We start from the raw sequence: 6,499 nt of genomic DNA on the forward strand, positions 1-6,499 counted from the left end.
GCGCCGTCCTGCAGGCGCTCCTGAAGGGAATGGGGCTGTCCAACGTGCCAATGAACCGGCCTGCGACGGAAGTGGCGGAAACCGTCGGCGCGATGTTGCGCGAAGCGGTCGCCGGCACGATGGCGGTCCTGGTTGCGCGTTCGATGACCAAGCGGGAAAGCCGCATCGAAATGACGATGATCGCCTCGCAGGCCAACAATCCGCTCAAGTTTTTCCCGGATGCGCAAAGCGCGCTGAAACAGATGCTGACCAATGAGCTGAGCGGCTACATGCCACCGGTGAAATCGATCGGCAGCGCCTTCGACGACCTGAAGGCGCACGAACTCGCGGTCATTGCCGGCATGCGTGCCGCGCTGGCCGGCGTGCTCCAGCGGTTCGACCCGGCGATGATCGAGGAGAAGCTGAAGGCGGCGAGTGTCATGGACATGATGCTGGCGACGAACCGCAAGGCGAAGATGTGGGACCACGTCGTCGAATTGTATGAAGAGATTTCACGCGAAGCGGACGACGATTTCCAGCGGTTGTTCGGCGATACCTTCTCGGCCGCTTACGAAGAACAAATCAACAGGCTGCGGCGAACCGGCAAATAGGCGTCTGCCAACGGCCGGCCCGTACCTGACAACGGATGAACATTTTTATGACGATGGCGAGGCACAATGTCGTGGAATAGCAAGGTAGTCTGGTCCGAGGGCATGCTGTTGCAGCCCCAGCACCTTCAACAGCACGACCGGTATCTCCAGAGCATGCTGGAGTCGCGCGTCGGCGCCCTCCGGCCGTACTCCTGGGGATTCTCCTCGCTCAAGATCGATGAGCAGCAGCTCGCCCTCGGCAAATTGTCGCTGCTGTCCTGCTCCGGCGTGCTGCCGGACGGCACGCCCCTGCAACTGCCTGCGGACGACGACCTGCCGCTCCCGCTCGATATCCCCGAAGATGCACGCAATGCGCTGGTCGTGCTGGCATTGCCGACGCGGCGTCCGGGCATCGCCGAGGTCAGCAACGAATCCTCCTCCGATGATTTCGCCCGCTACCGCAAGGCGGAATACGAAGCCTGGGACAGCAATGGCGAAGACAACAGCGCGCTGATGCAGGTCGGCAAGCTCCGCCTGCGACTGGCGCTGGAATCGGAGGTGGTCAATGCCTATACCTCGATCGGCGTCGCCCGCATCATCGAACGGCGCGCCGACAACCGGATCATGCTCGATCCGGAATATTGCCCGCCTTGCCTCGACTACCGCGTCGCGCCGCGCCTGGGCGCATTCGCCGATGAACTGGTCGGACTGCTGCACCAGCGCGGCGCGGCACTGTCGGACCGGCTCTGCCAGCCCGGCGCCGGTGGCGCGGCCGAAATCGCGGATTTCCTGCTGCTGCAATTGATCAACCGCAGCGAGCCGATGTTCGCGCATCTCGCCGGCATGACCGGCCTGCATCCGGAAGAGCTGTACCGTGCGATGGCGCAACTGGCCGGCGAGATGGCGACCTTCAGCAAACCGAACAAACGGGCGATCCAGTACCCGACTTACCGTCACGACCGCCTGCGCGAAAGCTTCGCGCCACTGATGGACGACCTGCGCAAATCCCTGTCCATCGTGATGGATGCGCATGCCATCCCGATCCCGCTGGAAGAACGCCAGTTCGGCATCCGCGTGGCGGTAATGCCGGATGCGGAGCTGGTGAAGTCGGCAGTGTTCGTGCTGGCGGTGAATGCGCAGATGCCGGCCGAAGCGGTGCGCAGCGGCTTCCCGCCGAAGGTCAAGATCGGCACGGTCGAGAAGATTCGCGACCTGGTGAACCTGCAGTTGCCGGGCATCGGCCTTCGACCATTGCCGGTCGCGCCGCGCCAGCTGCCGTATCACGCCGGATTCACCTACTTCGAGCTCGATCGCGGCAGCGACCTGTGGAAAACGCTGCCCACCTCGGCGGGTTTTGCGATGCATGTGGCGGGTGATTTTCCCGGCCTGCAGATGGAATTCTGGGCGATTAGAAGGTAACCACCGTGAGCGCAAACGATCCCCTCGACCCGGCGCTCGACGCCGACCGCACGATGCTGGTGCCGACACCGGGCGGCAGGCGGCCTCCATCCCCGGCTGCGGGCCAGGCCGCGCCGGCTGCCGTGTACGCAGCCGCGGCGGGAGCAGTGGCAGCCACCTATCCGGCGGGCGAGGCGCGAACATCGATCGAACTGCACGGCAGCGGCCTCAATCCCATCGTTCGCGCGGCCAATCCCTTGCTCGACCTCGTGGTGCCTTTGCGGCACATGGTGTCGCACCCGGATGTCGAAGGATTGCGGGCGCAACTGGTGCATGCGATCAAGAATTTTGAAAGCGAGCTGCGCGCCCGGCGCATCGATTCCGAATCCATCGCCGCGGCAAGGTACGCGCTGTGCACCTTCCTCGACGAAACGATCTCGAGTACCCCTTGGGGAGGCAACGGCGTATGGGCAAGCCGCAGCCTGCTGGTGGCCTTTCACAATGAGGCATGGGGCGGCGAAAAAGTCTTCATGATCCTGCATCGCCTGAGCCAGGACCCGCGCGCCCACCTGCACCTGCTGGAACTGATGTACCTCTGCCTCGCGCTTGGACTGGAAGGGCGTTATCGTGTTCTGGAAGGTGGGCGCGACCAGCTCGAGACGCTGCGCGACCGCCTGCACCACATGATCGAGAACCAGCGCGGCCACTATGAACACGATCTCTCGCTGCGCTGGCGCGGATCGACGGAGAAGCGGGGCGGGCTGCTCGGCGTGGTGCCGGTCTGGGTGCTGGCGTCGGTGGCGGGCGTATTCCTGGTGATCCTTCACCTTGTCCTCAGTTACCTGCTCAACAACGAATCCGATCCGGTGTTCGCGTCGCTTCACCAGATCAAGGTCGAACGCCTGGAGCCGCCGGCGCCGACGGTGGAAGTGGTGGCGCCGCTCAGGCTGGCGAAATTCCTTGCCGAAGACATCGAACGCGGACTGGTCACGGTGAACGAAACTGCCGGGAAATCAACAGTCACGCTGCGCGGCGACGGCGTTTTCCCGTCGGGCAGCGCCGAAGTCGCGCGTGAATTCGAGCCGCTCATGCAGCGCATCGGCGATGCGCTCAAGGCTGTTCCCGGCAAGGTGGTCGTGGTGGGGCATACCGACAACGTGCGCGGTTTTTCAGCCCGGTATCCGTCGAATTGGGAACTGTCGAAGGCGCGCGCCGGATCGGTATTGAAGTTGCTGGCCGAGCGGGCAGGGCCGCCCGACCGCTACAGCGTTGTCGGGCGCGGCGAAACCGAGCCGCTGGTGCCGAATGACACGCCCGCCAACCGGGCGCGAAACCGCCGGGTCGATATCATCCTGCTCACGCCGGCCGCGGCGCTGTGAGCGCGCCGCCGATGCCTGGACCGACCTTGACTCCCAATCGCCGTTTATCTGGACCGCCATGAAGCGACTTTTTTCCTGGATTATCAAACCCTGGGTGCTGTCCCTGCTGGGTGTCGTCCTGCTCTCCCTGATCGTCTGGTTCGAGGCGCCCTTGCTCGCCTTCGACGGCGTCGAGCCGTTTGCCTCGGAAGGGTCGCGCTGGGCGGTGATCGCCATCCTGTTCGCACTATGGATCGCCTATTTCATCTGGAAGTTCATCGCCGCCAAGCTGGCCAACCTGAAGCTGATGAAAGGCATCGCCGGCGAAGGGGAGAAAACAGCGCCGCGCCCGGGGGCGAATGAATCGGCGGCGGAAGTCGCGGCGCTGGGCAAGCGGATGCAGGAAGCGATGCAAATGCTGCGCAAGGCACGACTGGGCGGCAAGGTCCGCGGCCAGTACATGTATCAGTTGCCCTGGTATATGTTCGTCGGTGCGCCGGGCTCCGGCAAGACCACCACCTTGACGCAGTCCGGGCTGAAGTTCCCCCTGTCGGAAGCTCTCGGCAAGAACGCCATTACCGGCGTCGGCGGCACCCGCAACTGCGACTGGTGGTTCACCGACGAAGCGGTGCTGCTCGATACCGCCGGCCGCTACACCACCCAGGACAGCTTCGCCGAAGTCGACAAGGCTGCCTGGGAAGGATTCCTCCAGCTTCTGAAGAAGCATCGTCGCCGCCGTCCGATCAACGGCGTGATCGTCGCGCTCAGCGTGGCCGACCTGCTGCAGCAAACCGACAGCGCGCGCCGTGCCCAGGCGCTGGCAATCCGCGAACGGATCAAGGAACTGCACGAACGGCTCGGCATCCGTTTTCCGATTTACATCATGGTCACCAAGTGCGACCTGCTGGCCGGCTTTGTTGAGTTTTTCGACAACCTCGGACGGGAAGAGCGGGCGCAGGTCTGGGGCATTACCTACCCGCTGGCGGAAGCCGACCAGGTCGACAGCGCACTGGCCGCGTTCCCGGCGGAATTCCAGGCACTCGAATCGCAATTGCAGGCACGCGTGCTGGCGCGCATGCAGAATGAACGCGATTTGCAGCGCCGCGCACTGATCTACGGTTTCCCGCAGCAATTCGCGGCCATCGGCGACGTCCTCGGGACCTTCCTCGGCGATGTGTTCCAGTCCACCCGCTACGAAGAAAAAGCGATGTTGCGCGGGGTCTACTTCACCAGCGGCACCCAGGAAGGAAGCCCGATCGACCGCGTCATGGGCTCGCTGGCCGCCGCATTCGGACTGGACCGGCAGGTGCTGGCGCCGAACGAGGCAAGCGGACGCAGCTACTTCATCACCCGCCTGCTGCGGGAAGTGATCTTCCAGGAAGCGGAGCTTGCCGGCGCGGACCTGCGCTTCGAACGCAAGCGGAAGTGGCTGCAGTGGGGCGCGATCGGCGCGGTTGCCTCGTTGCTGTTGGCCACGTCCGCCGGACTGGCGACCAGTTATCTGCGCAACCGGGGTTACGTCGCGGATGTGGCCTCGCGTGTCGAAGAAATCCAGAAATTGGCCCATGCCGTCCCGGCGAAGGGCAATCCCGTCACCACACTCAAGGTGCTGGATGCCGCCCGCGACCTTCCCGGCGGCTATGCCGACCGCGACAACACCGCGCCTTTGCTCATGACGCTCGGCCTGTACCAGGGCGACAAGCTGGGCGCCGGCGCGCAAGCCGCCTATCGGAACCTGTTGCGGGATACGCTCCTGCCGAAGATCGTCGAACGCATGGAAGACCAGTTGCGGCGCGGCAGCGCCAACAGTCCTGAGTATCTGTATGAGTTGCTGCGCGTGTACCTGATGCTCGGCGACCGCAAGCACTTCGATGCCAGATCGGTCAGGGCATGGATCGACTACGACTGGCAGCGCAATCTGCCTGAGGCCAACGAAACCCAGCGGCTCGCGCTGTCCGGCCATGTCGCGGCTCTGCTCGAAGGCGACGAGCTCGATACCGCCGTGCCGCTGGATGCCACCCTGGTCGCCGATACGCGTCTCATCCTGGCGCGCATGCCCCTGGCACAGTGGATCCACGACAGGGTGAAGCGCGACATGGCGCGGTCGAACCTGCCTGAATTCAACATCAGCAGCGCCGGCGGCCGGGATGTGCTGCAGGTCTTCGTGCGCCGCAGCGGCCAGCCGCTTACGCGTGGCGTACCCGGCATATACACCCTGGCGGGCTACGATCAGTTCATCGAACGAAGCGACCAGGCCATTGCCGACATGGCGAAGGACAGCTGGGTGCTGGCCAAGCAGGAATCGGTGGCCGACGCGGAACGCAGCGCCCAGCTGAAGGAATCGGTCCGGCAACTGTATTTCGTCGAATACATCAAGCAGTGGGACGACCTGCTGGCGGATGTCGGCATCGTTCCATTCACCAGCCTGGACCAGGGCGCACGCGTGATGGCCATCCTCGGAGGACCGGATTCGCCGCTGCGCAACCTGCTGAAAGCGGCGGCCAAGGAAACCATGCTGGATGCGCCCAAGCCGAAGTCGGCGACGGACACCGTCACCAATGCCGTCAAGGGCAAGCTCGACGCCTACAAGAAGAAACTCGAAGCAGCGCTGGCGACCGACCTTGATGGTCCGGCACCCGTGGTCAAGTCAAACAATCCGGTCGACCTGCATTTCAGCGAGCTGCACAAGCTGGTCGCCAGCGCCGGACCCAACATGGCGATGCCGCTCGACCCGTTGCTGGCATCGATGATGGAAGTGTCTGCCTATTTCGATGCCGCCGAAAGCGCCCGCCGGTCCGGCACGCCGCCACCGCCGGCGGATGCGCTGGCGAAGCTCAAGCGTGAGGGAAGCGGCAAGCCGCCAATGGTCGGCGCGTTATTGCAGAACGTCGACAGCAATGGATCGGCTCTCACGCTCGGTACCGAGCGTGCTCGTCTGAATGCCTTGTGGTCGGCAAATGTCGCGCCATTCTGCAAGCAAGCCATCGCGGGCCGTTACCCGGTGGTGCGCAAGGCGACGGAGGAAACCACGCCGGACGACTTCGGCAAATTCTTTGCTCCCGGCGGACTGATCGACGACTTTTTCCAGAAGAACCTGCTTCCTTACGTCGACATGACAGGCGGCCAATGGCGCTGGCGGTCGGTGGGGGCGGTGTCGCTTGACCTGCCACAGGA

General features: G+C 64.1%; 4 protein-coding genes. All 4 read left to right on the forward strand.

Going from position 1 to position 6,499, the window contains the following annotated elements; genetic code table 11:
- On the forward strand, positions 1-590 hold a 590-nt coding region (gene tagH / locus V7080_RS22500), incomplete at its 5' end, for a type VI secretion system-associated FHA domain protein TagH (protein ID WP_334190614.1).
- Between the two features lie 66 nt (positions 591-656).
- On the forward strand, positions 657-1,988 hold the full coding sequence (gene tssK / locus V7080_RS22505; protein ID WP_334190615.1) for a type VI secretion system baseplate subunit TssK: 1,332 nt from the start codon (positions 657-659) through the stop codon (positions 1,986-1,988).
- A gap of 5 nt (positions 1,989-1,993) precedes the next feature.
- Positions 1,994-3,346, forward strand: coding sequence for a DotU family type VI secretion system protein (locus V7080_RS22510; RefSeq protein WP_334190616.1), 1,353 nt, complete (start codon positions 1,994-1,996; stop codon positions 3,344-3,346).
- Between the two features lie 58 nt (positions 3,347-3,404).
- Positions 3,405-6,499, forward strand: a 3,095-nt coding sequence (gene tssM / locus V7080_RS22515) for a type VI secretion system membrane subunit TssM (RefSeq protein ID WP_334190617.1), incomplete at its 3' end; no start/stop codon positions are given.

Source organism: Noviherbaspirillum sp. (genome assembly GCF_036846085.1).
GTDB lineage: Bacteria > Pseudomonadota > Gammaproteobacteria > Burkholderiales > Burkholderiaceae_D > Noviherbaspirillum.